This is a genomic window from Arthrobacter rhombi (assembly GCF_039526245.1).
In the GTDB taxonomy this organism is placed as follows: domain Bacteria; phylum Actinomycetota; class Actinomycetes; order Actinomycetales; family Micrococcaceae; genus Arthrobacter_H; species Arthrobacter_H rhombi.
The window spans coordinates 89,703-115,644 of record NZ_BAAAIV010000010.1; the positions used below are offsets into that span (position 1 = coordinate 89,703).

At 67.1% G+C, this 25,942-nt stretch carries 21 protein-coding genes; 7 read left to right on the plus strand and 14 right to left on the minus strand.

All coding sequences use genetic code 11. From position 1 onward, the window contains the following. Positions 1-4: 4 nt before the first annotated feature. The 6 genes from ABD088_RS08595 to ABD088_RS08620 all read right to left on the minus strand — a co-directional run bounded on the left by ABD088_RS08595 (position 5) and on the right by ABD088_RS08620 (position 6,353). Positions 5-1,408, minus strand: a complete 1,404-nt coding sequence (locus ABD088_RS08595; RefSeq protein ID WP_343901490.1) for a DUF1731 domain-containing protein — start codon at positions 1,406-1,408, stop codon at positions 5-7. Positions 1,409-1,515: 107 nt separating this feature from the next. Next, complete coding sequence (locus ABD088_RS08600; protein ID WP_343901491.1) at positions 1,516-1,776, minus strand: GlsB/YeaQ/YmgE family stress response membrane protein; 261 nt, start codon at positions 1,774-1,776, stop codon at positions 1,516-1,518. Positions 1,777-1,919: 143 nt separating this feature from the next. Beyond that, entirely contained in the window at positions 1,920-3,410 is a 1,491-nt protein-coding gene (locus ABD088_RS08605) for a S10 family peptidase (RefSeq protein ID WP_343901493.1), read from the minus strand. A 22-nt stretch (positions 3,411-3,432) separates the two neighbouring features. Beyond that, a complete protein-coding gene (locus ABD088_RS08610) occupies positions 3,433-3,660 on the minus strand; it encodes a hypothetical protein (RefSeq protein ID WP_343901494.1) in 228 nt (75 codons plus the stop codon). Between the two features lie 78 nt (positions 3,661-3,738). Continuing rightward, positions 3,739-5,259, minus strand: a complete 1,521-nt coding sequence (putP, locus tag ABD088_RS08615) for a sodium/proline symporter PutP (RefSeq protein ID WP_343901495.1) — start codon at positions 5,257-5,259, stop codon at positions 3,739-3,741. A gap of 176 nt (positions 5,260-5,435) precedes the next feature. After that, complete coding sequence (locus ABD088_RS08620; RefSeq protein ID WP_343901497.1) at positions 5,436-6,353, minus strand: LysR family transcriptional regulator; 918 nt, start codon at positions 6,351-6,353, stop codon at positions 5,436-5,438. Between the two features lie 170 nt (positions 6,354-6,523). Between ABD088_RS08620 and ABD088_RS08625 the strand changes: the two genes are divergently transcribed. The 4 genes from ABD088_RS08625 (at position 6,524) to ABD088_RS08640 (ending at position 12,862) form a co-directional block, all read left to right on the plus strand. After that, positions 6,524-10,204 carry a proline dehydrogenase family protein gene (locus ABD088_RS08625; RefSeq protein WP_343901498.1) on the plus strand — a complete coding sequence of 1,227 codons (3,681 nt, stop codon included), beginning with the start codon at positions 6,524-6,526 and terminating at the stop codon, positions 10,202-10,204. Between the two features lie 86 nt (positions 10,205-10,290). Continuing rightward, positions 10,291-10,755, plus strand: a complete 465-nt coding sequence (locus ABD088_RS08630) for a DUF1440 domain-containing protein (RefSeq protein WP_343901499.1) — start codon at positions 10,291-10,293, stop codon at positions 10,753-10,755. A 569-nt stretch (positions 10,756-11,324) separates the two neighbouring features. Beyond that, the gene (locus ABD088_RS08635; RefSeq protein ID WP_343901501.1) at positions 11,325-12,401 is read left to right on the plus strand and encodes a hypothetical protein; all 1,077 of its coding nucleotides are present in this window, start codon (positions 11,325-11,327) and stop codon (positions 12,399-12,401) included. After that, positions 12,398-12,862, plus strand: a complete 465-nt coding sequence (locus tag ABD088_RS08640) for a hypothetical protein (RefSeq protein WP_343901503.1) — start codon at positions 12,398-12,400, stop codon at positions 12,860-12,862. The genes ABD088_RS08635 and ABD088_RS08640 overlap by 4 nt, the downstream gene beginning before the upstream one ends. Before the next feature lie 436 nt (positions 12,863-13,298). Here the strand turns inward: ABD088_RS08640 and ABD088_RS08645 are convergent, their stop codons facing one another. Next, complete coding sequence (locus tag ABD088_RS08645; RefSeq protein ID WP_343901504.1) at positions 13,299-13,844, minus strand: hypothetical protein; 546 nt, start codon at positions 13,842-13,844, stop codon at positions 13,299-13,301. Between the two features lie 340 nt (positions 13,845-14,184). Here ABD088_RS08645 and ABD088_RS08650 point away from each other — a divergent pair, with 340 nt between their 5' ends. Beyond that, the gene (locus ABD088_RS08650; RefSeq protein WP_343901505.1) at positions 14,185-14,691 is read left to right on the plus strand and encodes a DUF2975 domain-containing protein; all 507 of its coding nucleotides are present in this window, start codon (positions 14,185-14,187) and stop codon (positions 14,689-14,691) included. A 347-nt stretch (positions 14,692-15,038) separates the two neighbouring features. On the opposite strand, the gene ABD088_RS08655 is transcribed toward ABD088_RS08650, so the two are convergent. The 5 genes from ABD088_RS08655 to ABD088_RS08675 form a co-directional block, all read right to left on the minus strand. Next, complete coding sequence (locus tag ABD088_RS08655; RefSeq protein ID WP_343901507.1) at positions 15,039-15,317, minus strand: HPr family phosphocarrier protein; 279 nt, start codon at positions 15,315-15,317, stop codon at positions 15,039-15,041. A gap of 68 nt (positions 15,318-15,385) precedes the next feature. Beyond that, the gene (locus tag ABD088_RS08660) at positions 15,386-17,074 is read right to left on the minus strand and encodes a phosphoenolpyruvate--protein phosphotransferase (protein ID WP_343901509.1); all 1,689 of its coding nucleotides are present in this window, start codon (positions 17,072-17,074) and stop codon (positions 15,386-15,388) included. After that, complete coding sequence (locus tag ABD088_RS08665; RefSeq protein ID WP_343901511.1) at positions 17,071-19,092, minus strand: PTS fructose transporter subunit IIABC; 2,022 nt, start codon at positions 19,090-19,092, stop codon at positions 17,071-17,073. The genes ABD088_RS08660 and ABD088_RS08665 overlap by 4 nt, the downstream gene beginning before the upstream one ends. 2 nt (positions 19,093-19,094) lie before the next feature. Continuing rightward, a complete protein-coding gene (locus tag ABD088_RS08670) occupies positions 19,095-20,102 on the minus strand; it encodes a 1-phosphofructokinase family hexose kinase (RefSeq protein ID WP_343901512.1) in 1,008 nt (335 codons plus the stop codon). Continuing rightward, entirely contained in the window at positions 20,099-20,884 is a 786-nt protein-coding gene (locus ABD088_RS08675) for a DeoR/GlpR family DNA-binding transcription regulator (protein ID WP_343901513.1), read from the minus strand. The genes ABD088_RS08670 and ABD088_RS08675 overlap by 4 nt, the downstream gene beginning before the upstream one ends. A 195-nt stretch (positions 20,885-21,079) precedes the next feature. Here ABD088_RS08675 and ABD088_RS08680 point away from each other — a divergent pair, with 195 nt between their 5' ends. After that, positions 21,080-22,999: a glycoside hydrolase family 15 protein gene (locus tag ABD088_RS08680; RefSeq protein WP_343901515.1), complete on the plus strand. Its 1,920-nt coding sequence runs from the start codon at positions 21,080-21,082 to the stop codon at positions 22,997-22,999. A gap of 30 nt (positions 23,000-23,029) precedes the next feature. Here the strand turns inward: ABD088_RS08680 and ABD088_RS08685 are convergent, their stop codons facing one another. Further along, positions 23,030-24,310: an MFS transporter gene (locus ABD088_RS08685; RefSeq protein ID WP_343901517.1), complete on the minus strand. Its 1,281-nt coding sequence runs from the start codon at positions 24,308-24,310 to the stop codon at positions 23,030-23,032. 158 nt (positions 24,311-24,468) lie between these two features. Between ABD088_RS08685 and ABD088_RS08690 the strand changes: the two genes are divergently transcribed. Then, positions 24,469-25,032 (plus strand): acyl-CoA thioesterase, encoded by a 564-nt coding sequence (locus ABD088_RS08690; RefSeq protein ID WP_343901518.1) that lies wholly within the window; start codon positions 24,469-24,471, stop codon positions 25,030-25,032. Positions 25,033-25,060: 28 nt separating this feature from the next. On the opposite strand, the gene ABD088_RS08695 is transcribed toward ABD088_RS08690, so the two are convergent. Further along, positions 25,061-25,801 carry a FadR/GntR family transcriptional regulator gene (locus ABD088_RS08695; RefSeq protein WP_343901519.1) on the minus strand — a complete coding sequence of 247 codons (741 nt, stop codon included), beginning with the start codon at positions 25,799-25,801 and terminating at the stop codon, positions 25,061-25,063. Between the last annotated feature and the right edge of the window lie 141 nt (positions 25,802-25,942).

The following is a 25,942-nucleotide window of genomic DNA, read 5'->3' on the forward strand; positions in this document are numbered from 1 at the left end:
CGGACTACCGGGTGATGGCCGCGAGCGCGGCGTCCAACTCGGGGTATTCGAACACGAACCCGGCCTGGAAGAGCCGCCGCGAGGTCGCGTGGCGACCGGTCAACCCGAGCGCGGGATCACTGCGCAGGGCGGCGGCACCGAGTTTGAGCAGCGGCTCGGGGGTGGGCAGGCCGAAGCGCTTGAGTGGACCAGCGGCCAGCGAACCGCGCAATTGGCGCATCAGTTCGGTGTTGCGGACCGGACGCGGGGCGGAGGCGATGACGACTCCCTTGGGGAGCTCGAACCCCGGTTCCACCCCGAGTCCGGCCCGGACGATGCGCAGCCAATCAGCCGGGTGGATCCAGCTGAACCATTGGCGCCCGGACCCCACGGGCCCGCCGAGCCCGGCACGGGCCAGCAACGCCAGCCGGTCGAAGGCCGGGGATTCCTGCTCCAGCACGACGGCGGTGCGCAGGATGGTCGCGTGTTCCGCGTTGGCGCCGTTGAGGGCTTCCTCCCACGGGCGCGCGACCCCGGTCATCTGCGGGAGCGCCGCCTGGCCTTCGGGCACGGGGGAGTCCTCGGTCAGCCGCTGCTCGCCGGCATCGGAATAGATGGCCGTCGTACTCGCCTGCACCCACCGGGCCAGGGGCGTGGTGAGCCGGCGGCTGGCCTGGACCAGTGTGCGGGTGGCATCGACCCGGGAATCGCGCAGGTCGGCGATTGCCTCGGCGGTCGGGCGGACGTCGACGAGGCGGCCCGCGAGATTGACCAGCGAGACCTCCCCTCCATCGTTCTCCAATTCGGCCACCCAGGCGCCTTGGCTGCGTCCGTCCCACCTGGCCTGGCGGAAGGGCGAATCGGGGCGCGGGGTCCGGGTGAGGATGGCGACATCGAGTCCCCGGCAGTAGAGGTCGGCGGCCAGCCGGGTGCCCAGGAAGCCGTTGCCGCCGGCGATGACCACGCGGCGGGCCCGGTCGCTGGTGCCGCCGGCGAGCCGGTACAAGCGGGCGCAGTTCTCCGCGAAACGGGCGGCCAGCGGCTTGGCTGCGGTTTCGGTGAACAGTGCCGAGCCGTAGCCCTCGATGGCGACCTTCTGCGTCAGGAGGGTGCCGGCGTCGTGCCCGGTGACCTCCCAGTGGACGAGCAGCCCGCCGCCGGGCTGGTGCTGGCGCCAGGCGAAGGACCGGCCAGCCAGGTTGCGGGTGACGACGGCGTCGGGCGCGGTGCGGGAGTGGACGGCACCGAGGAGCGGCGGATTCGGTGTGAAGGCGAGACGGGTGCCGGGAACCAGCGGCCCCTGGTGCTCGGGGACCAGTGAACGGACCGCGCGGTTCCATTCCGGCAGCCGGGCCGGGTCGGAGATGATGCGCCAGACATCGTCGGGTGCCAGCGCGAGGACATGGTGCTGAGTGCGGTTCCAGGCCATGTTTTCAGCTTAGCCGCGAACGGTGAGCCGGGCGGTTCGCCGCCGGACGCGAACGAGGTGGCCACCCCCTGGGGGATGGCCACCTCGTTCGGTGGTGCGTTGTGCCGTTAGGCGGTGCGGCGCTTGGTGATGAAGCCCCAGATGACCAGGACGATCAACGAGCCGATGATGGCCCAGATCCAGGACATCAGGTCAAAGAATCCGGCGGTTCCGCTGCCGAAGAGGCTGCCGATCCAGCCGCCGAGGAGGGCGCCGATGACACCGAGGATCAGGGTGGCGATCCAGCCGCCGCCCTGCTTTCCCGGCAGGATCGCCTTCGCGATGGCGCCGCAGATCAGTCCGAGAAGTAGAAAAGCCAGAAAATTCATGCTGTCCTCCTTGCGTTTCCCACGTGGAGTGGGCTGTAGTCCCCGGGGGGCATTGCGTCCCCGATGCGACAACTCGTCATGATATCAAAACTCCTTGACGTGGACCGTTGCCGCGGTGTGTCGTCTGCAAACCGATATCCGGGTCACGGTTGGGCCGGTCCTCCGACGAAGGCCGCCAACGCGGCCGATTGCGCCAGCCGGCAGTCGTTGTTGAGGTACATCATGTGCCCGGCCTCATGGTAGTGGTGCGAGAACCGCGCCCGGGCCTGTTCCGGCAGCTGCAGGTGCGCCCAGGTGTACTCGGTCGCCGCAAACGGCGTGGCGCCGTCATGGTAGCCGTAGTCCACGTGGATGCGCAGGTCGGGCAGGTCGACCATCAGGCGTTCAAGGTCCCGGGACACGTCCACCGGGGCTCCCTCGAACGTGCGGTAGCTCCAGGGATGGACCCGGCCGGTGAGGACCTCGTAGGGCAGATCGGACGCGTAGCCCAGTTCCACGCGGATGTAGTGGTTGACGGCGGCGGCATAGGGGCCGGTGATCGCGCGCATGCTCGGATCCTCCCACGTACGGGAATCGTGGACACGTGGGGGCTGCGCCGTGAACCGCCCGTCGATCCGGCCCACGAGCAGGCCCTGGTCCCGCAGCAGCTCGGCGGCGAACTCCAGGTAGTCCCAGCGCAGGTTGGTCCGCCGGATGAAGGTCTCCGACAACGTGGTCAATTCCGCAAGATGGCGCACAACGGCGTCGTGCTTGCGCTTGGTGAGGCGGTTGCCCAGGTGCAGGGCCAGGACGTAGTCCCCGGAGGCGTAGTCGCGGGCGTCGCGGACGACCTCGGCCAACGAGCGGGTGCCGTGCCGACCATGATGGTGGGCGATCGCCGCGTAGGTGGGCAGGTGCAGCGCGTAGGGGGTGTCGTTGCCCGGCTGGAAGTCGACGGTGCCCAGATTCAGCACCGTGCTGATCAGCCCGAGGCCATTGACGGCCAGCCCGTGGGCGTCCAGCAGCCGACGGGCGACGGCGACGGCCCGGAGGGTCCCGTAGCTTTCGCCCACCAGGTATTTGGGCGAAAGCCAGCGGCCGTTGCGCGTGGTCCAGAGGCGGATGACCTCGGCCACCAGATCACGGTCCTCGATGAACGCATGGAACTCGTCGGTTTTGCCGCCGTCGACGACGCGTGAATAACCGGTGTCGACCGGGTCGATCACCACCAGGTCGGCATGTTCGAGGATCGATTCGGGGTTGTCGACCAGACCATACGGCGGCGGGGTCATCGCCCCGACGTCACCGGCATCCACCCGGCGCGGACCCAGCAGGCCCAGGTGCAGCCACAGGCTGGCCGATCCGGGACCGCCATTGAAGGCGAAGACGACGGGCCGGGGGTTGGGTGCATCCACCGGATCATGGTCGGCGGTGTAGGCGACCAGGAAGATCTCGGCCTTGGGCAGGTGGCCGTCGCTCGTCCCGTCCGAGGATTCCTCCCGGCGCAGGACCATCCGGCCGGTGGTGCTCGTGTAAGGGAGCCCGGAGGCGCTCTGGTGCGCGCGGGTGACGAAATCGTCGGTCACGGTGGCTGGCTCGTCGGCGGCGGGAAGCCCGGTCGGCCCATGGTCGCTCGGGGACGTGTGCTCTGACATGGGTTTGAGCGTACACGGGCGATCAGGCCACCCGGAGGAACCCCGTGGAGAGCCGGACGACGTCCAACCGATCGGCATGGAGCATCAACCGTTCCCCGGTCGCGTCATCACGGACCCAGACGACACCCGCCGCCGGGGCGGTGGCCTCGACCCTGCCACGGCAGTGCAGGTGGCCATGGCGCCGCGCTTCGATCACGTCGCAGGGCTCGAGCAGGCTCAGATCGGTGACGGGGGAAAGGGGGGTGTCCATGGGGTGCTCCTCGGGGTGCGTGCCGGATACGACACCCCCACTCTCCACCCGTCGTGTTTCGGTGTGGTTTCGCAGCGGTTAGCCGCGGGTTGCCGGTTCCGGGGTGCCGGCGACCTGGGCCTCCATGGCGGAGAACTCGCCCTCGATGACCTCATTGCGCTTGTGCGTCATCCTCGAGACGATGACGGCGACGATGAGGTTGAGCGCGAAGGCCGGCACGATTTCGTACAGGAAATCGTGAAGTGCCGGGATCTTGCCCCACACGAAGACGGTCGCCGCCCCGACGATCATGCCGCTCAGGGCACCGACGGACGTCAGCTTGCGCCAGTACAGGCTCAGGATGACCAGCGGTCCGAAGGCGGCACCGAAACCGGCCCAGGCGAAGGACACCAGCTGCAGGACGCTGGCATCACGGTCCAACGCGATGAGGAAGGCGATGACGGCGATGACGAGGACGCCTGTTCGGCCCAGCGCGACCTGCTTCTTGGCCGTTGACTCCTTCCCGACGATGTTGTAGAGGTCCTCCACCAGGGCGGAGGAGGAGACGATGAGCTGCGATGAGATCGTCGACATGACCGCTGCCAGTACTGCAGCCAGGACGAGGCCGGCAATGAACGGGTGGAAGAAGATCTGGCTCAGCAGCAGGAACACCGTCTCGGGGTCGGTGATCTCCTTGGCGGGGTCGCCGGCGAAGTAGGCGATGCCGACCAATGCGGTGGCCACCGCGCCGAGCGCGGAAATGGCCATCCAGCTGATGCCGATGCGGCGCCCGGCCTTGGCGTCGGCCGGGGTGCGCAGTGCCATGAAGCGCACGATGATGTGCGGCTGGCCGAAGTACCCCAGTCCCCAGGCCGCTGCCGAGACGATGCCGAGGATCCAGATCCCGGTCGGGCCAACACCCAGGCCGTCGAAGAGGTTCAGGGCCCCGGGCTTGGCGTTGCGGATTCCCTCCATGGTGGCTCCGATGCCCCCGGTGGCGATGACTCCAACGATGGGGACGGCGATGAGTGCGGCGAACATCAGCAGCCCCTGCGCCACATCGGTGAGGGTCGCGCCCAGGAACCCGCCGAAGAGCGTGTAGGCCAAGGTGACGACGGCGACCGCGACCATGCCGATGAGGTAGGGCCAGCCGAAGGAGCTCTCGAAGAACTTGCCGGCGGCGACCATTCCGGACGAAACATAGAAGGTGAAGAAGACCAGGATGATCAGCGACGCGGCGATGCGCAGGATGTGCGAGTTGTCCTTGAGGCGCTTCTCGAAGAAGCTGGGGATGGTGATCGCGTTCTGGGAGACCTCCGTGTAGGAGCGCAGCCGGGGGGCGACGAACTTCCAGTTCAGCCACGCTCCGATGGTCAGTCCGATGGCGATCCACGCCTCGACCAGGCCCGACACGTAGATGGCTCCGGGCAGGCCCAGCAGCAACCAGCCGGACATGTCGGATGCCCCGGCGGAAAGCGCCGCGACGCCGGGTTTCAGACCGCGTCCGGCGAGCATGTAGTCGTCGAGGTCCTTGGTTTGGCGGAAGGCAAAGTAGCCGATGCCGAGCATGGCGGCGAGATAGACGATGATCGCCGCAAGCTGGAACGCTTGTTCAGACATGATGTTCCTCAATGGTCCGGTGGGTGGATGGTCCTCCGCGGGGTTGCCCCGGCGGGTACGTCCGGAAGTGTGTCAATCAATACCGGGCGATGCGAGTGAGCGGTTCCTCGAGTATTGCATCACGTGGACCACCCGTGTGATGGGCATCACGGCGCCGTGATGCTTTCGTGACCAGATTACTGGTAGCCGGGTGACAAGATTTCCACTTCACGGCCCAGGGCCCGGCGAACGGCCTCGATGCCCGGATGCCGTGCGCTCGAGTGGCGCATCGATGTGAAGATCGAACGCTGAGGCCGGCCCGGCAGGTCGGTCAGGCGGACGGTCGGCTCGCGGTGCGCCCACATCAGATCAGGCAGCAGGGCGACGGCATTGCCCGATTCCACCAGGCCGATATGGGCCTGGAGGTCGGCCGTCTCGTACCTCACGTCCGGCTCGAACCCCGCCAGTCGGCAGGCCTGCTCGGCCCAGTGGCGCGACGCCGCCCCCTGGGGTTCCATCACCCAGGGCAGGGCCGCGGCGTCGCGCAATGTGGAAACCCTGTCGAATTCCGGCGGCGCGTCATGCAGCGGCAGGGCCAGGCGGATGTCGTCATGCGTGAGGATCTCGCGGTCCAGCTCGGCGTAGTGAGGCGCCGCATGTTCCGGATACTGTTCGGCCACGACCAGGTCGAAATCCCGGGCCCAGGTCTCGTGCAGCGCCGTTTCGGGTTCGTGCTGGACGACCTCCACCCTCAGATGCGGGTGCTCGGTGCGCAGCCGGCGCAACGTGCGCGGAAGCAGGGCCAACGCGGCCGTCTGGAACGTGGCCAACCTGACGGTCCCGGAGACCAGGGGCAACGTGCTGGCCAGCGCCGCCTCGGCGCGTTCCAGTGATTCGAGCAGCTCGGTGGTGTGGGCGACCAGGACCTGCGCCTGCGGCGTGAGTGCCAGGCGCCGGCCGCTGCGCCGCAACAGCTCGACGCCCGTCTCCTTTTCCAGAAGGGCCAGCTGCTGGGACACCGCGGAGGGGCTGTAGTTCAGCGCCGCGGCGACCCCGGCGACCGTGCCGCGGATGCCCAATTCCCGCAGTAGGCGCAGCCGTCTGACCTCGAGCATCAACTGACCCTTTCGCCGGTCTTCGAACCATCATCTTTACTTCACGCCATTCTTCACTAATCGTTGCTTTTACTTAATACCTGACGGCCGGATACTGAACGTGTGGGGGACTGCCCCACGCCGCGCAGGCCGGTAGGTTCCGGTCGATTTCCGCTAGGAGCACCACCGAAGTGACCACCGCTTCCCCGTCCGCCGCGCCGGACAGCATCGCCACCCCGAAGGACCTCGCCGACGACGCCGTCGCCCTGGTCCGCCGCTGGCTCATCGAAGGGTCGAAACAGCCCGTCGATTCCTCGGCCCAGCAACTCGCCGGAGTCCTGAAGGACCCCAGCGGCCTGGACTTCACCGTCGGCTTCGTCGATGGGGTCATCCGCCCCGAGGACCTCACCGTCGCGGCACGCAACCTGCGCTCGCTGGCCCCGAAGGTCCCCGGCTTCCTGCCCTGGTACATGCGCTCCGCCGTCGCACTCGGTGGTGCCATGGCCCCCGTGATGCCCGGAGTCGTCATCCCGATCGCGCGGCGCGTGCTGCGCGAGATGGTCGGCCACCTCATCGTGGACGCCACCGACGCCAAGCTCGGCCCGGCCATCGCGAAGCTCCAGCAGGATGATGTCCGGCTGAACATCAACCTGCTCGGCGAGGCCATCCTGGGTGAAAAGGAGGCGGGCCGCCGCCTCGACGGCACGGCGCGCCTGCTGCGCCGCCCCGACGTCGACTATGTGTCCATCAAGGTCTCCTCCACCGTCGCCCCGCACAACCACTGGGACTTCGAGGCGGCGGTGGGCCACATCGTGGACAAGCTGTCCCCGCTGTACCGGATCGCCCGTGACTCCTCCCCGCGCAAGTTCATCAACCTGGACATGGAGGAGTACAAGGACCTCGACCTGACCATGGCCGTGTTCAAGCGGCTACTCGCGATGCCGGAATTCCACGACGTCGAGGGCGGGATCGTGCTGCAGGCCTACCTGCCCGACGCCCTGTCTGCAATGATCTCGCTGCAGGAGTTCGCCGCCGAGCGGGTCGCCGCCGGTGGTGCCCCGGTGAAGGTCCGCCTGGTCAAGGGCGCCAACCTGCCGATGGAGATCATGGAGGCCGACATCCACGGCTGGCCGGCGGCGACCTGGCATTCCAAGCAGGCCACGGACACCTCCTACAAGTCGGTGCTGGACTACGCACTGCGCCCCGAGCACACGGCGAACGTCCACCTCGGTGTCGCCGGGCACAACCTCTTCGACATCGCCCTGGCCCACCTGCTGGCCCAGGCCCGCGGCGTCACCGACGGCCTGGACTTCGAGATGCTGCTGGGCATGGCCACCGGCCAGGCCGCCGCCGTGAAGGCCGATGTCGGATCGCTGCTGCTCTACACCCCCGTGGTCCACCCCGGGGAGTTCGACGTCGCGATCGCCTACCTGATCCGCCGCCTCGAGGAGGGCGCCAGCCAGGAGAACTTCATGTCGGCGGTCTTCGAACTCGACGGCAACGAGGCCCTGTTCGAACGCGAGAAGCAGCGCTTCCTCGCCTCGCTCGAGGACCTCGGCGACACCGTCCCGGCCCCGAACCGCACCCAGGACCGGCGCCGGTACGACGTCGACGCTGCCGCCACCGAGGTCACGGAACTCGCCTCCGGGGCCCGCGGGTTCTCCAACACCCCGGACACCGACCCCGACCTGCCCGGCAACCGGGCGTGGGGTGCCGACATCCTGGCCCGCGTCCCGGACAGCAAGCTGGGGCTGGAGACCATCGGGGCGCACACGCTGGGCTCCACCGAACAGGTCGACGCCGTGGTGGCCTCCACCCACGCCGCCGCCGAGGCCTGGGGGAAGCTGACCGGTGGCGAGCGGGCAGCGGTGCTCCACCACGCCGGTGAACGACTGGCCGCACGCCGGGCCGAGCTGCTCGAGGTCATGGCCGCCGAATGCGGCAAGACGCTGGACCAGGGGGACCCGGAGGTCTCCGAGGCCATCGACTTCGCCCACTTCTACGCCGAATCCGCCCGCGCGCTCGACACCGTCGACGGTGCCACGTACATCCCCTCGCGGCTGACCGTGGTCACCCCGCCGTGGAACTTCCCGGTCGCCATCCCCGCCGGATCCACCCTCTCGGCGCTCGCCGCGGGATCCGGCGTCGTCATCAAGCCCGCCAAGCAGGCGGCGCGCTCCGGCGCCGTGATGGTCGAGGCCATCTGGGAGGCGCTCGACGCCGCTGGCATCGGTCGCGAACTGCTCTCCTACGTGCAGCTCTCCGAACGCGACCTGGGCACCCGGCTGGTGTCGCACCCCAGCGTGGACCGGCTGATCCTCACCGGTGGGTACGAGACCGCCGAACTGTTCCGCTCCTTCCGCCAGGACCTGCCGCTGCTGGCGGAGACGTCCGGCAAGAACGCGATCATCGTGACCCCGTCGGCCGACCTGGACCTGGCCGCCCGCGACGTGGCGGCCTCGGCGTTCGGGCATGCCGGGCAGAAGTGCTCCGCCGCGTCGCTGGTGGTGCTCGTCGGCTCCGTCGCCAACTCGCGGCGCTTCCACAGCCAGCTCGTCGACGCCGTCCGGTCCCTGAAGGTCGGCTACCCGGTCGACCCCGCAACCCAGATGGGCCCGGTCATCGAACCGGCGCAGGGCAAGCTGCTGCGCGGGCTGACCACCCTGGGGGCGGGCGAGCAGTGGGTGCTGCAGCCGCGGCAACTCGACGACTCCGGCCAGCTGTGGAGCCCGGGAGTGCGCTCGGGCGTCCAACGCGGCTCCGAATACCACCTGACCGAGTACTTCGGCCCGATCCTGGGCGTCATGACCGCCGAAACGCTGGAGGAAGCCGTGGGCATCGTCAACGACATCGACTACGGGCTGACCTCGGGGCTGCACTCGCTGGACCCCGAGGAGCTCGGCTACTGGCTGGACAACGTCCAGGCCGGCAACCTCTACATCAACCGCGGCATCACCGGGGCGATCGTGCGCCGGCAGCCCTTCGGCGGGTGGAAGAAATCGGCCGTCGGCGCGGGGACCAAGGCCGGCGGGCCGAACTACCTGGTCGGCATGGGCTCCTGGGTTGATGCCCCCGTCAGCGCGGAGGCCATGACCGCCGCCGACTCGCATGCCGCCGTCTCCCACGCCACCGTTCGCACCGCGACGGGAACGGACACCTCGGCGACCTCCAATTCCGGTGTCGCCGGGGGCAGCGACATCCTCGGTGTCGTGGCGGCGGAGGCCGGAACCGCGTCGGGCAACGCCATCGACCCGGCCGACTTCGCCTGGCTGCAGGGCGCCCGCGCCACGGACGCCGCCCAGCTGGCCGAGGAGTTCGGCGTCGCCAAGGACGTCTCGGCCCTGCAGTCCGAGCGCAACGTCTTCCGCTACCGCCCGGTCCCGGTGACAGTCCGGTACGAAGAAGCCACCTCGGGCCACGGGCTGGCCGAACTGCTGCGCGTGGTCGCCGCCGGACTCGGGGCACACACCGCCACGTCCACCGATGGCATCAGCGGCCGAGCCAGCACCGGAAACCGCCACGGATCCGGGATCACCGTCAGCGTCGCCTCGGAGCTGCCCGCCCGCGTGCTGGCCGCCCTGCAGGCCGAGGGCGTCCAGGTTGCCGTGGAGGACGATGGCGCGTGGGCCGCCAGCGTGGGCCAGTTGGCCGCGCAGACCGGTCCCGACTCCGGGGCAAGGATCCGATACATCGGTTCCTCGTCGGCAGCGACCTACGCAGCGGCCGGGGGCAAGCCGGACGTGGCCGTATACGACCACCCCGTCGTTGCAGCCGGGCGGGTCGAGCTGCTGCCGTTCCTGCGCGAACAGGCCATCTCGATCACCGCACACCGGTTCGGCACACCGAACCACCTCAGCGATGGGATCATCTAGGCGCCCGGAGGGAAGACTCCGCCCGGTACCGGTCGTCCTGACCCAAACACTGGCCAGGACGGCTGGTCCCGGGCCTACCATGGGCCATGGGTGAACACCGGGCAGGCGGCATCATCAGGCGGGGAATCTCCGGGGCTGGTGCGGGTATGGCGGGCACCGCGGCCATGAGCCTGGCGCTGGGGGTCGCCGACCTGCGCGGGATCATGGACCACCAACCCCCGCGCATCATCGTCGAGGATCTCCTGCCCAGCCTGTCGAGGGGGGAGACCAACGTCCTGACGCTGGTGTCCCACGTCGGCTACGGTGCCGGTGCCGGTGCCGCCTACGCGGTGTTGGTAGCCCCGGCGCATCGCAATGCCTGGACCGGTGCCCTCTATGGGGTCGGGGTGTGGGCCGTGGGGTATGAGGGGTGGCTGCCGCTGCTGGGGATCCTGCCGCCGGCCCACCGGGACAAACCCGGGAGAGCGTGGACCATGTTCGCGGCGCACGTCGTCTACGAGGCGGTGCTCGGGCGGGCTGCGGCGCGCCACCGGAAGCGTCGCTCCCGATAGCGCTCGCCGTATTTCGCCGCTCGGTCCGCCATCCGAGGTCCGGCACGACGGCTACCTTGATGAAGCCGGCCGCCTCCGGGCATGTAGGTCGGCCTTGAGGGAGTTCCGCATGGGGAACCGTTTACGACACGGATTCTGGCTGTCAGCTTCCGAAGGCGACTGCATTGGATGTCCAGAGTGGCGTGCAGCGCTCGTGGCTGCCCGCGAGGGGAACTTTTACCAGGAAATACGTGCCGAGCACCCGTCGATTAGACAAGATTCACGGCAAGCCGGCCGACACTCGGTGCCCTCAAAAATTAGTCGTTGACAAGGTCCTCCTGGCGGTGCAACTATCTCTCATCACTTGCAGTTTCACTCAAACATGAGAGTTGGCTACACATGCCCTCAATCGGGGTCACCGCCGCAGTAGCAAGTTCCTTTCTATTGGCTTCCCTGGCCACTCCCATGGCCTCCCCACTTGTTCCCCGGGCATCGTCCTCCCCGGACAGAGCACAATTTCCCTCACGTTGAACGGCGATGCTCCCTCCGTCAGGCACGTTGCCTCGGGCGCGACGATCCCTCTGACAGCGTTGGACGAAATTGGCGACGGGGAAGATGCCTACCAGGGCATGACCCCGGACCAGAAACCAGTGAAAGTCACCCTGCTCTCAGCTCTGCCAGCTATCAACTTGGAATCTGTCGAGCCCATTGCTGCACCCCACGAGAGCGCCCCGGTTCCGGAAACTGGCGACGCTGTCGAGGAGGAATCGACCGTCGAGGTCCCCGCAGTTAACAAGAGCGACCTCAGCCCGGTACTGGCGCTAGCGACCAGCGAAACCTCATACTCCCTGGTCGCTCCCGCGGGCAGCCGGATCGACTCGGTCGACATTGACGGCGTCCAGGTCAACAACGTCGGCATGGGCGGAGGAGACACGACGAAACCAGTGGTCTACTCGGGCGTAGTCACCCAGGACGGCACACACAACCTGGCGGTCAAATTCGACGAAGGCGACTACCAACGATCCCTTTCCCTCGACTTCCAGGCCACCAACGCAACGACTGCTGCGGCATCACCGTACGGAACTGCGACCCGCACACAGTTCCGTTACGCCACGTTCATCCCCAACAACCGGGTTGACGTTCCCACCGTTTGCCATCCCACGAATACCAACGGAACATACAACGGCAACAACCGCACCTGGAAGCCCGGATACACGAAGGAAGAGTTTCTTTCCTACAAAACAGCCATGGGCGTCGATTTCAACTGGCTCAAACTAAACCAGACCTTCAAAAAGGGCGTCGGCGTCAGCAAGGAATACAACTCCCAGGGAGCTCTCATCAAGACCGGCGTCGCAAGCTCCGCCGGAATGAAATTCTTCGGGAACTACATCAACAAGACCTATGGCCGCGCACGGATGAACCACTCAGTGGGTAACCCGCTCTGCTGGGCTGCCGGGGACATCTTCTATACCGCCACCGTTGACAGCTGGCGCAGCGGCAAGATGCAGATCACTACGAGGCGGGTGAAGGCCCCCTCACACGAGTTCTATGCACGAGGAGCCTCGCCGTACTGGACCATCATGGGAAGACAAAACCTCCAAAGCTTCTTCTGCCTCAACCTGAACTGTGGCACGGAGTCCTACAGTGCGACCAAGAGCGTCTGGTGAGCCTCATTTCCAAGGCGCGCAATGAGCCCGTGACATCAAATGTCCCGGCGGCCCTGGTCCGGTTTTCATGGCTCACGGTACTCACCACCATTATCGGAACGGTCATGCTGGTAGCTCTCTCGGCAACAGGAGTCGGATTCTCATGGGCTGACACCGTGAAGACTATGGCCTATATGTTCCTCCTTGGCGCCGTCTCAACTGCGGCGGGAAGCCTGGTGCCCACGTTGGTGACCAAGCATGCGTCAACCTTCAGGGATTGGTGTTTGATCACCTTGGTGATGGCGTTGGCGATCGCCCTGGCAGACAATCCACTGCTGAGCTGGCGCGGATTCCTGGACAGCCTTATCATCAACTTTCCGCTACCACTCGTCGCCACAGCACTTTCGGTACTCGCGTTCGTTGGTTTACAAGCACTGAAGAAAATTGGGCGCGGGAATGCGCGGCCTAGCAAGGACTACTGATCCAGCCGGCGGAGGTTCGTTGGTTTCCGAACGCGGACGTGTCCTAGGTGGTGTTCCACTTCCTTGGAAGTGGGACACCTTCGCCCAGCACATTGATATGACTGGACACTGTCAGTTTCCGAACTCGGCTGCACTGAGTGTCCAAAGTCGGCCGCACTGTGCCTGTGCGCCCGCAAGGGGAACCCTCACCGGTATGGACTCCGACCTCCCTGGACCCAGCGCCGACGTCCGGGACGAGAAGCCTGGGCGTCCGTGTCTCATGGGCCGAATCGTGCCGTTCTCGGTGCCGACCAGCAGGATCCTCCTGCTGCGTCGGACCACCCGGTCCGTCAGCCTCAATTATTGCCCCGCATCGTTTGCGCCAAAGAGCCATGCCAGCCTCGACTCAAGAGGCGAAGCTGGCACGACACTATTCCTTTGCGATATACCCGACTAATCAGTGGACGGAAGGGTTGATCCGCGTCGTCTGGATGCGAAAAGTGGTTTGCGGCCAATTGACGCTCAAATTGTCCCACTGGCCCACGGACTTCTCGCTTCCGACTTTCCAGCTCGATCCCGTGAAGCTCGCTGACGAGCAGACGGTGCCAGAGACGTTCACGCTTCCTTGGCTGTACCAAATGCACACCTTGATGATGCGCTTGCCCGAGTAGACGTTCGCGGCAGCTTTGGCCCGACCTTTGTAATAGAGCTGAGCTGTTTCTTTGCTTATGGCGTAGCTCGATCCCCACGTGGCAAGTGGGCTGATCCCTGTTGGAGCAGCCTCGTAGATGGACCCCACCGGCCCTTCTCCCGGATTCACGTCATACGACTCTGTGATGACCTCGACGCCGTCCTCGGGCCCGAACTCTTGCCCACTGACGACCACGGTCTGCGGATCGGTATCTTGGAGATTAGGTGCAGCTGCTGCGGAAGCACCTGCCGTCCCGAGGCTGATCATCACTAACGCCGTCACCGTGGTCGTTACTTTCCTCCATGCGGTCACGCTTGAATCCTTTATTCAGGTCCGTGGCAGAGTCCCCCTGCCCTGTCAACGTTCCTGTTGACAGTGTTCATCTAAGCAATGGACTTGGGGACTTGCAATACCCTTTGCCACAAAGTTTTTCCTTCGGCTTGCTGCCATAGCCATACCCGCCAAACGTCATCCAAAGCGCCGTCACCCGCATACTCCCACCTCTGCCGCCCGTGCAACGCCATGGGACGCAGTAACTCGAACCTTGGTGCACCAGCAAAAAAAGACGCCTCTCTCGCAGCCATGTGTGCGCCCCTTTGACGAGTTGAGTCCGAACGTTGACTATTGATACAAATATGACGAGGATTGGCTCATGAACGTCGAGCAGATTCCAGTCTTGCGTGTAGCAGTCGTCACAGTCGCAGTTGGGGCGATACTCACCCAAGCCTTGATAACACCGGCGGTGGCAAACAGCTTCGCGGGAGCTTATCCTGAGGCCGCATACTTGGCGACCCCATACATGATCGCCATCATCGTCGCGATCTTCGGGCTAGAGGCGGCCCTGCTCGCAATCTGGCGACTGATCTCGATTGCTAAGCCCGGGAACCATTCCCATAGCGTCTCGACGAACTGGATCAATTTCATGACTCTCTGTCTCATTTTTGCCGCAGTGATCATGGCATTCGTCTTCACCCATGCCGCATTCATCGCCTATGTTGGAGGCCCTCCGGTTCTCTTCGGGCTCCTGGCTTCTATTGCTTTGGCGGTCAGCGCACCATTTTTCAGGAATGTAATGAAGCGCAGCTTTATTGAGGAACTTAGTGAGAAACGTCCTGATGGAAGCGTTGAAGAAAGCACGAAGCTCAAAGCCAGGACATGAAGGCTATTGCGATTTTTAGAGTTATAGTTCTGGCAGGCTAACTCCTTTACGGGCTGTTTCCCTACCGCAGTCAAATTTGCTTACCTACCCTTTGCGCACCGAGGCCACGGCCGCTTGGCGGCTTACACAAAGAACTTGACGCTCTCATGCAAACCTCGCAGATGTCTCAATTGCCGGTCCCCACCCGGACAGCTTCGCTCGGAAAGCCTCTGCACGGAACTTTCCGGTGCTCCGCGAATGTCTGATTCCCGTAAGACCCGCCCGCGAAAATGCCCGGTGAGGGTAGCTCAAACGCGACATGCACTTCGGCCGGTTTCGAAGGAGGTTGTCGCAAGGGCCCGGCGAAGCTATTCGGCGTCGTGGTCCGTCTCCAGGATGCCCACCAGGTGGTCGAGCGCTGCGTCGGCTCCTGCGCCCTCGGCGCGCAAGACGACGGTGGTGCCGTGCTCGGCGCCTAGGCCCATGAGCGACAGGATGCTCGAAGCGTCTAGTGCCTCATCTGCCGGCTCGCCTTCACGAGCGATGGTGACCTCGAGGTCGAGATCGCCGGCGGCCTCGGCGAAGATGGCCGCCGGGCGGGCGTGCAGGCCGACCCGGCTGGCGATGACTGCTGTACGTTCTGCCATGGTGTTCTCCTTGCTAGATGGTTCTTCGAGGGGTTTCGATCTGTTGTCTGAAAGGTTGTTCATCCTGGTCACAACCCGAAAACGTCTAGCTCGGGCAAGGCGGCGCGGACAAGAGTCCGGGCCTCGTCGGCGGACCCGGCACCCAGCGCGAGATGGGCGATCCGCTGCGCCTCGGCACGGTCGACGGTTTTCAGGATGGCCGCGACGGCGGGGAGGGCCCGCCTGTTCATCGAGAGCGTTGCCACGCCCAGACCGACCAGGACGACGGCCAACGCTGGGTCTGCCGCGGCCTCGCCGCAAACACCCACGGGCTTGGGGCCGCCGGCGGCCGACGCCCCGCCCTCGCACGTTGACCGCACGAGGTGCAGGACGGCAGGCTGCCAGGGGTCATTGAATTCGGCGAGTGGACCGACCTGGCGATCCGCCGCCATCGTGTACTGGGTCAGGTCATTGGTGCCGATGGACGCGAAAGACACCTCGGAGACAACCTGTCGTGCCATGACGGCGGCGGAGGGGACCTCCACCATCACTCCGGGCGTCGTCAGGCCGGCACCGGCACAGAGGCCGGCAAAGGCGGCTGCCTCGGCCGGCGTGGAGATCATCGGCGCCATGGTCCAGACCTCGGCCTCGCTTCCGCTTGCGGCCTCCGCGATGGCGGCCAGCTGGCGGTCCAGAACCCCCGGGACCGCCGCGTCGGTGCGGTAGCCGCGCACGCCGAGGGCGGGATTGGGCTCGGAGTCGTCGGTCAGGAACGGCAAGGGCTTGTCGGCACCTGCATCGAGGGTCCGCACCACGACCTTGGAACCGGCGAATGCGTCGAAGACCGCACGGTAGGCCTTGACCTGCTCCGCGTGGGTGGGCTCGGAGTCCCGGCCGAGGAAGCAGAATTCCGTGCGCAGCAGGCCCACGCCCTCGGCGCCCGCGGCCGCAGCATCCTTCGCATCGGACCCACTGCCCACGTTGGCCAGCAGGGGAACGCGGTGCCCGTCGGAGAGCTGTCCGGTGCCGTCGAACGCGGGCAGGGCCACGCGGGAGGCATAGGCCTCGGCGAGTGCCGCCTCCGTGGCGCCTGGATTGCGGACGACCGTTCCGTCGATCCCGTCGACGAAGACGACGTCGCCGTCGACCAGCACCACGGTGTCGGCGGCCGCCACGATGGCCGGAAGCCCCAGTGACCGGGCGACGATCGCCGTGTGCGACTGCGGACCCCCGCCGCTGGTCACCAGTGCCAGGACTCGGGTGGGGTCCAGTGTGGCGGTGTCGGCCGGGGCCAGGTCGGCGGCCCAGAGCACAAACGGCTCCTCGGCGTCGGGTATTCCCGGTGCCGGCACGCCGCGCAACTCGGCGACGATCCGGGCCCGGACATCCAGAACGTCCGTGGCGCGTTCGGCCATGTAGCCGCCCAAGGCCGCCAGTTGGGTGGCGACGGCATCCGCCGCCTCCCAGATCGCCGACTCTGCGCGGGTCCCGGAGGCCACGAGCTTCGTCGCCGACTTCAATAGGGACTTGTCCGAGGCCATCAGGGCCGTGGCCTTCAGCACGTCCGCTGCATCGCCCGTTGCGGTCGCGGCGCGCTCCTTCAACCCCGCGGCGACGGCGCGTGTTGCCTCGGCCAGGCGGGCGCTTTCCTGCTCGGCCGTGATGCCTTCGGGCAAAAGGGCTCCATCTGAGGGTGCGGCAATCGGGTCCGGCATCCGGCGGACAGGGCCGATGACACGGCCGGCGCTGACGCCGACTCCCGTGAACGTCGTGCTCATGCCGCCACCTTCTCCGTGTCGGCCGCGGAATCGGCGGCGGGGGCCTTGCGGGCGTAGCGCTTCAGCGCCAACACGGCCAGGGCCGAGATGACCATGCCGACCACGATGGAGACCAGGAACATCAGCAGGTTGCCGATGGCGAAGGCGACGAACAAACCGCCATGCGGGGCCTGGCTGGTGACGTGGAAGCCCATGACCATGGCACCGGTGACGCCGGCGCCCAGCATGCTGGCGGGGATGACGCGCAGCGGGTCGGCGGCGGCAAACGGGATGGCACCCTCGGAGATGAAGGCTGCACCGAGTAGCCAGGCGGCCTTGCCGTTCTCGTGCTCGGCAGCGGTGAATCGCTTCTTGTCCAGGGCGGTGGCCAGCGCCATGGCCAACGGGGGCACCATGCCGGCGGCCATGACCGCTGCCATGATCTCCCACGGAGCCTGGTTGGTGATCGATCCGGTGCCCAGGCCGGCGACGGCGAAGGCGTATGCCACCTTGTTGACCGGTCCGCCGAGGTCGATGGCCATCATGAGCCCGAGGATGAGACCGACGAGGGTGGCTGCCGTTCCGGACATGCCGGAGAGCCAGTTGCTCAGCGCCGTGCTCAGGGCGGCGATGGGCCCGCCGAGGAAGAGGAACATGGCACCCGAGGCCAGGATGGAGCCGATCAGCGGGATGATCACCACGGGCATCAGGCCCCGCAGCAGCTTGGGTACGCGCCAGTGGCCGATCCAGCGGGCGATGACGCCGGCGAGCAGGCCGCCGACGATGCCGCCGAGGAAGCCGGCACCCATGAACCCGGCGACGGCACCGGCGGTGAAGCCCGGTGCGAGCCCGGGCCGGTCGGCCAGCGCGTAGGCGATGTAGCCGGCGAGGACGGGGACCAGGAAGCTCATGGACAAGCTGCCGACCTTGTACGCCACGGCTCCGAGGTAGATGTTCAGGCCGCCGTCGGGCAGATTGAACAGGTTGTTCTGGACGCTGACCTTGTCGGCGACCCCGGTGATGTCATACCCGCCGATGAGGAAGCCCAATGCAATGAGCAGGCCGCCGCCGGCGACGAACGGGATCATGTAGCTCACGCCGGTCAGCAGCGAACGCTTCAGCGCCGCGCCGATGGGCTCGCGGCCCTCGCCGGTTTGGCCGTCCGCGTCGGCGCTGCCCGTGCCGGCCGGGACGCGACGCGCGTTCGGGTTGTCCGCCGCGGCCAGGGCATCGGCGACGAGCTTTCCGGGTTCGTCGACGCCGCGCTTCACCGGCACCTGGATGACGGGGAGCCCGGCGAAGCGGTCCTTGTTGCGCACGTCGACGTCCACGGCGAAGATCACCGCGTCGGCGGCCGCAATGACCGCCGGGTCCAGCGGGGTCGAGCCGGCTGAGCCCTGGGTCTCGACCTGCAGGTCAACCCCTGCTTCGGCCGCGGCGGCTACCAGCGAGTCGGCGGCCATGTAGGTGTGGGCAATGCCGGTGGGGCACGCGGTCACGGCAACCAGGGTACGACGGCGGGTGGCCGGTTCTGCTGCGGCTGCCGGCGCCGTCGTGCTCTCGGTGGAGGCCGCCGGTGGGGTCGGTGCCGGGGAGATGGCGCCCTGGACCAGCTCCACGATCTCGGCGGGGCTTGTGGCCGAGCGCAGCGCCGCGGTGAAGTCCTTCTTGACCAGCGAGCGGGCCAGCTTGGAGAGCAGCTTGAGGTGCTCCTGGTCGGCACCCTCGGGGGCGGCGATGAAGAACACCAGGTCCGCGGGGCCGTCCTTGGCGCCGAAATCCACGGGTGGGGCCAGCCGGGCCATCACCAGGGTGGCCTCGGTGACCGCTGCCGAACGGCAGTGCGGGATGCCGATGCCGCCGGGGACGCCGGTGGCGGTCTTCGTTTCGCGGGCGATGCCGTCCGCGGCCAGGTCGTCGGCGTTGGTGGCGCGTCCGGCGGCTGCGACGGAGGCGGCGAGTGCGCGGACGACGTCGGCGCTGGTGCTGCCGAGATCGCGGTCCAGGAGGACGAGATCTTCGGTGATGAGCTCGGACATGCTTACTCCTTGGGAGTCTGGGTCGAGGAGGCCAGCAGGTGGCCGGTGGGTGCCGGGGTCAGGGGCGTGACGGTGACGGATTCCGGCGAGGGCTGTTCCGGGGTGGGGATCAGCGAACCGGGGAGGGATGCCGCTGCCGCACCGTAGGCGACAGCGGATCGGAGGCAGTCGGGCGGTGTGGCGCCGCGATCGTGGGCGATGAGGTATCCGGCCAGCGACGAGTCACCTGCCCCCACCGTGCTACGCGCCTGGATGGGGGAGTGCGTGGCGAGCCAGGCGCCTTCCGCGGTGACGAGGAGGGCGCCGCGGGCACCGAGCGTGGCCAGGACCGCAGTGGTGCCGCGGTCCACGAGACGCCGGGCCGCGGCTGCCGCCAACTCGGGGGAGGCCTCCAACTCGGCTTCGGAAGCGGTTCCCGTCAGCCCGGCCAATTCCTCGGCGTTGGGCTTGATCAGATCCGGCAGCCCTGCCGGGGCGTCATAGAGCGCGGCCAAGGGGGCGTCGGAGGTGTCGACGGCGATCAGGGGGCAGCGGCTGCCGAGGCCCAGATGCAGCCGGGCGATCGTCTCCGCGTAGAAGTAGGCGGGGACGCCGGGGGGCAAGGAGCCGGCCAAGACGATCCAGGACGATTTCGCAGCGGCTTCCAGCAGCGCCTGGGAAATCTGCTCTTGTTGGGCGGCATCCAGGGTCGGACCGGGTTCGTTGACCTTGGTGGTGGTCCCGTCCGGTTCGGTGATGGTGACGTTGCTGCGCAATGGCTGGCCGATGGGCAGTGCGTGGTGGGGCAGTCCATCGACGGCAAGACCGACGACGACCGGGTCGGTGTCATCTCCGGGCAGCAGGGCCAGGGTCGGTACGCCGGCCGCGACGAGCGCACGGGTGACGTTGACTCCCTTGCCCGCGGCCTGGGCCCCGGCAGACTGGGCTCGTTGGACGCCGCCGCGGACCAGGGCGGCACCGAGCTCGATGGTCCGGTCGAGGCTGGGGTTGGCCGTGAACGTGGTGATCATGCGACCACTACCTCGACGTCGGCGTCCTCCAGGGCGGCTGCCAGCTGGGCATCGGGGGCGTTGTCGGTGACGAGGGCATCGATCTGGTCCAGTGCGGCAAAGCGGACCAGCGTTTCCTGGCCGAGCTTGCTGGAGTCCGCCAACAGGACGACTCGGCGGGCGCTGGCGACGATGGCCGATTTCATTGCTGCCTCCAGGGGATCGGGAGTGCTCAGGCCGAATTCCGCGTGGATGCCGTTGGTTCCGATGAAGGCAATGTCCGGACGGAGGGCGCGGAACTGGTCAATGGCTGCAGCGCCCATGGCGGCGCTGGTCAGGGTGCGGACGCGGCCCCCGATCAGCTCGAGTTGGAAGGAGCTGCCGGTGGCGATGCGGTAGGCCACGGGGACGGAGTGCGTGAGCACCAGCAGGTCGGTGGTGCCGTGTTCCGGCAGAGTGGAGGCCATCTGCTGGGCGAGCAGTTCCGTCGTCGTTCCGGCGTCCAGGGCCACCGAGGTGGCGCCGGAGGGCAACAGCTCGAGGGCGCGGGCGGCGATCCGGGATTTCTGTTCGTGGTTCAGCGAGGTCCGCACGCTGAGGCTTTCCTCGGCAGTGCTGGCGGTCCCGCCGGCCACTGCTCCGCCATGGACGCGGCGCAGCAGGCCATCGTGCTCCAGCTGGGCCAGATCGCGGCGCACTGTCTCGCGGGTGATGTCCAGTCGCGCGGCGAGGTCGGCGACGCTGACCCGGCCCGTGCTGGCGACGAGGTCCCCAATCAGGCGGTGCCGCTCTTCGGCAAACATGGCCATGTCCCTTCGGTGGTCCGCATCACAGTAAATCTGCGTTTCGTTGACTTTAGATGCGGTGGTGGGGTGAAGTCAACAGAAACACAGAAAAACAAATCTGATCGGGCTTTTCGGTGCGGACGGCGGCGCGGGTAGCGACAGGTGAGGGGCCTGCGGCTTGCCCCTCGAGGTCCGCTGCGGTTGGCTGGGTGGATGGCCTCATTGATCGAAGACTACGCATTGCTGTCCGATCTACGCACCGGAGCATTGGTGTCCGAATCTGGCAGTGTCGACTGGCTCTGTTTCCCGCGCTTCGACTCGGACGCCGCCTTCACGGCGCTGCTGGGCGGTTCGGAACATGGGCGGTGGCTCCTCGCCCCGGAGGGCGCGGTGGACGATTGCGAACCCCAGCATCCCGCCCGACGCTCCGAGCGGCGCCGGGCCGCGCGCGCCGCTGGCCAGGAGGATCCCCTGCAAGGGGAGACGGAACCCGACGTGGAGGCGGAAGGCCGACCCGTCGTCGTGCAGCGGACCTATGTGGACTCGACATTCGTGCTGCGTACGCTGTGGAAGACGTCCGAAGGGCAGGCGCTGGTCACCGATTTCATGCCGGTGGGGGATCGGCGCGCGTCGATCGTCCGCCGCGTCGAAGGGCTGGCCGGGAGCGTGCGGATGCACCAGGAGATCAGCTTCCGCTTCGGCGATGGCGCCGTCGTTCCCTGGGTCCGACGCCACGAGGACCGCAAGAGCGGTGCCACCTCGATCGTCGCCGTGGCCGGCCCGGACGCGGTGGTGCTGCACGGGGACCGGTTGCCCCAGGGGCACGATCACCGGCACGTCGGCGACTTCTTCGTCTCAGCGGGCGAGGCAGTGGACTTCGAGCTGTGCTGGTTCCCCTCGCATCGGCATGTTCCCGCGCGCATCGACGCCGGGGCGAGCCTGCAGGAGACCGTCTCGTATTGGAAGAACTGGGCCAAGGACATCCCCGTGCAGGAGTCGTATCACGCCGTCGTCAAGCGCTCGCTGCTCGTCTTGCGTGCGCTGACGCATGAGGCCACCGGCGGGATCGTCGCGGCGCCCACCACCTCCCTGCCGGAGGACTTCGGCGGGGAACGGAACTGGGACTACCGGTTCTGCTGGCTGCGGGACGCGGCCCTGACACTCGAGGCGATGATGACGCACGGGTATGAGAAGGAGGCCCTGAACTGGCGCGACTGGCTGTTGCGCGCCGTGGCCGGGGATCCCGATGACCTGCAGATCATGTATGGGGTGGGCGGGGAGCGGCGCCTGCCCGAACGCACCCTGGACCACCTGCCCGGATATGAGGGTTCACTGCCCGTCCGTGCCGGCAACGGGGCCGTGGACCAATACCAAGGCGATGTCGTCGGCGAGGTGCTGGTGGCCCTGGAGAAGCTGCGCAACATAGGCGGCGTCGAGGACCACTTCTCCTGGCCGCTGCAGAAGACGCTGCTGGGCTACGTCGAGGAGCACATCGACGACAAGGACCACGGCATCTGGGAGATGCGCGGGGACCTGAAGTACTTCACGCATTCACGGGTGATGATGTGGGCTGCCTTCGACCGGGGCGTCCGCGCGGTGCGCGAACACCAGCTCGACGGGGACGCTGCCCGATGGGAGAAGCTTCGCGACCGCCTGCGCGAGGAGATCATGGAGCACGGCTACGACGAGACGGAAGGGACGTTCACCCAGACGTACGGCGACACCGAGGTTGATGCCTCCTTGCTGGTGATCGCCCAGGTGGGCTTCATCGACTACGACGATCCGAAGATGCTGGGCACCGTGGCGCGCCTGGAACGGGATCTGATGGATGATGCGGGCCTGCTGCTGCGGTACCGCACGACCTCGGGCAAGGATGGGTTGTCCGGTGCCGAGCACCCGTTCCTGGCGTGCTCGTTCTGGCTGGTGGAGCAGTATGCCCGCTCCGGCCGCATCGACGATGCCCGGAAGCTGATGGACCAGCTGGTCGGGTATTCCAACGGGCTGGGGCTGCTCGCCGAGGAATACGACACCGTCGACGGGCGGATGGCAGGAAACTTCCCGCAGGCCTTCTCGCACCTGACCTTGATCCGTGCGGCAGACGCGATTAACGGACACGGCCAGCGCGCCGTCTAGGGTGCGCCAGGCCGCTTCGGATGGTGGCCGTCAGGCCGTCGAGCCGAGGGGTGCCGAAGTCCTCGCATCCAAGGGGTGCGCGATCTCGTCCTGGGCCATGCGCCCTGCCAGCCAGACGATGACCCCGATCACCGGGGACACCACCCCCGCGACCACGAAGACCAGCCAGAGGGGGACGACTTCACCGATCGGGCCGGCCAGGGCCATGGACACCGGCATGAGGGCCAGGGAGACGAAGAAGTCCAGGCTCGAGATCCGACCCAGCATCCGCCGCGGGACACGCCGCTGCAGCAGCGTGCCCCAGATGACCTGGCCCATTCCGCCCGTGGCGCCAACGACGAACAATGCCAACGCCAGCTGCCACAGTCCGGTCACGATACCCACGGCAGCGAGGGGGAGGGTTCCCAGCGCCCACACCGCCACCATCCAGGTGAGGTACCTGCGGGGCAGGGGGCGTGAGGCGGTGAACAACGACCCGGCGGCGGCACCGATGCCGAAGGCGGCGAGCATGAAGCCGAACGCCTGGGCGTCGCCACCCAGTTGGCCGCCGACGACGAAGGGCAACAGCACCTCGATCGGCCCGATGAAGCTCAGCACCGAGAGCACGGCAAAGAGCAGGGTCCAGAGCAGCCAGGGGGTCCGCAGCGTGTAGGAGACCCCCTCGCGGAGATCGGCCAGCGCGCTGGGGCGGACCTCGCCTGGCTCCAGGTGGGCATCGTAGGCGGTCGCGTGGCTGATCGTGCGCAGGACGGATAGCGCCACCAGATGGCAGACCGCCATTCCCGCGATCGCGTACGCGGGGGTGAGTGCCGCGACGATCATGCCCGCGGCTGCCGGCCCGGCAGCCTGCTGCAGGACGGGGCGTAGTGTGCCCTCCATCCCGTTGGCGGCCAGCAGGTCCTCGGGCGGCAGGATCCGGGGCAGCAATGCAGAATAGGCGGGGAAGAAGAACGCGGCCCCGGCGCCCACCAGGAAACCCGCCACCACGAGGTGCCATAGTTCGATCACTCCGGTCAGCCCGAGGGTGGCCACTGCCGCCATGACCGCGAGGCTGGCCGCCTCCACGGTGATGATGATGCGTCGGCAGGAGACGCGGTCGGCGGTGATGCCTCCGACCAGCACGAAACCCAGCAGGCCGATGCTGGTGGCCGTCGCCACGAAGGAGAGCTGCACCGGACCCCCACCCAGGCGCTTGACCTGGTAGACCATGGCCACGGCCCACATCCCGTGCGAGAAGACGCTGACGACCATGGCGGTGATGAGGATGCGGTAATCGCGATGGGCGAACGGCCGGAAGGCGCGCGGGGCCATGGTGCGTTCCTTCGGACGGGACGGGGTGCGGCGGCTGGTGCCGTGCCGGCAGGGGGGAGGGGTGCTGGTGGGCACCCAAGGATATTCTGCCCCCACTGGTTGGCGGAAGTCAATCAGTAAGGAGTGACGGTGTTGTTACTGTCGGGTAGCATGCGGATATGCACATGATCTTCCGCCTCTGGCTCATGCTCCTCAAGGCCCGCCGTCGTTCCCGCCTGGACATGTTCGGCGTCAGCTCGCTGCCGATGCGCGCCTTGCTGACGGATATCGACATCGCCGGACACATCAACAACGGCATGTACTTCTCGATCTTCGACCTCGGGCGGTTCGACCTCATGGTGCGGGCGGGCACCTGGGACGTGATGAAGCGCAAGCGCTGGACGCCGGTGGTCCAGGCGGAGACGATCACGTTCCGGAAGTCGGTGGTCTTCAACCAGCGTTTCAGCGTGGAGACCCGCATCGCCGGGATGGATGAGCGCAGCATCTACTTCGAGCAGCGCATCGTGGCCGATGGCGAGATCTATGTCAGTGCCTTGATCTGCACCCGCTTGCTGGGGCGCCAGGGTCCGGTCCCCAACGAGGAGATCCTGAAGACGCTGGGCGTCGAGGTCCCCGCGGACCTCGAGCTGCCCGAGTGGGCGACCCGGTGGCGTGAGTCGACGGCACTTCCCGGTTCACGCAAGCCGGCGCCGCACTCCTGGGCACTGGGCCTCCGGCGGTAGCCCCGCGCGGCTCCGCCGGTTCGCGTCCTCAGGGCTCGACGGCGAAGGCCGTGAGCTGGTCGCGGATCCCGTCGAAATGGCGGTGCATCAAGAGGGCGGCGAGGCCCTTGTCCTTGCTGCGGACCGCATCGAGGATGTCGCGGTGGATCTTGGCCGTTTCGGTCAAGCCGACCAGTTGATTGTCGTCATCGGTGCTCTCGATGGCGTCATGGATGGTGCGGTAGACCTGCCAGAACACGCCCAGAAGATTGGTCAGCAGCTCATTCTCCAGGCAGGAGAACAACAGCCGGTGGAATTCCTGGTCGGCCTCCACGAACGCCAGGCCGCGGGCGGCGCGCTCCTCCATGGTGGCGACGGTGGTGTCCAGCTCCCCGAGCTGTTCCCCGTCGAGGGCGTCGATGGCCGCGCCGATCAAACCCGCTTCCAGCGCCTGTCGGACCTCGACGAGCTCGTGGGCCTCGTGTCCCTGGTGCCGCAGCGACATCCTGCCGCGGAAGGTCAGGCTGTCGGCCAGGGCGACCAAGTTGTTGGAGGCGACGAACATGCCGAACCCGTGCCTGATCTCCACCACCCCGAGGGCCTGCAATACCTTGATCGCCTCGCGCAGCGTGTTGCGCCCGATGCCGAGTTCCTCGGTCAGGACGTTTTCGGTGGGGAGCGCATCGCCCGCGCGTAATCCGCTTTCGATGATGAGGTCCATGATGTCGGAGGTCAGCGCGCGTAGGCGTTCGTGGGCCCCCAACCGGACGTGACGCGTCGGAGCGGTCATGGCCATTTCCTTTCGCCGTGCTCGAACCGGATGGACCGACCCCGCGGGTGCTGGCTGCCCCTCCGGGGTGTGGCGTGGGCCACTTGACCCAGCTCTGTGATTCGGCTTACAGTCTACCTCATTACGTCGGACATCCTACGT